General features: G+C 42.8%; 1 pseudogene. It reads right to left on the bottom strand.

Annotated features, from left to right (window positions below):
* Positions 1–309: 309 nt before the first annotated feature.
* Positions 310–542: pseudogene (locus QVO88_RS08630) on the bottom strand (hypothetical protein); the annotation flags it as partial.

Raw genomic sequence — 542 nt, 5'->3', positions numbered from 1 at the left:
GTAAGGCAGATGCTCTCCCAGCTGAGCTATGCTCCCTTTTAGCTGGTTTGTTGTTTTCAGGACTTTGTTTTGTTGTGTCCCTCACAACAGTATCTATTATACACTATCCCACCCTGTTTGTCAACACTTTTTTTGATATTTTTTATGTTTTGTATCATTTTACAATGCTAGTCCGATATTTTTAAAAACTTATGTGCATTTGCAACATCAGAGCCGCATTTTTTGCCTTGAAATGGGCTTTTTTCATCAGGCTTCCCTCAAAAAAAAATCCGCCGAGCCACACGCCCGACGGATAATTTTTTTCAAGAATTATTTTTTATCAAGCTGTTTTTTGAGCTTTTCCTGCTCCTGCTCCATAAGCTTCATAAGTTCCTCCAAGGAAGCTGACGCTGTCTTTGTCTGCTGTGCAGGCTTTGCCGCAGGTTTTGCCTTTGGCACAGGCTTTTTCTCAGGCTCAGGGGCTACAGTATCCTCAGTTGAAGCCGCCTCGTCAAGAAGCTGTGAAGCTCTCTCGTAGTAAGAACGGTCTATCTCAGCACGCT

Source organism: Ruminococcus sp. CAG:57, from assembly GCF_000435935.1.
Classification (GTDB): domain Bacteria; phylum Bacillota; class Clostridia; order Oscillospirales; family Ruminococcaceae; genus Hominimerdicola; species Hominimerdicola aceti.
Note: the sequence above shows the minus strand (reverse complement) of the source record. Positions and strands in the feature narration are given on the sequence as shown.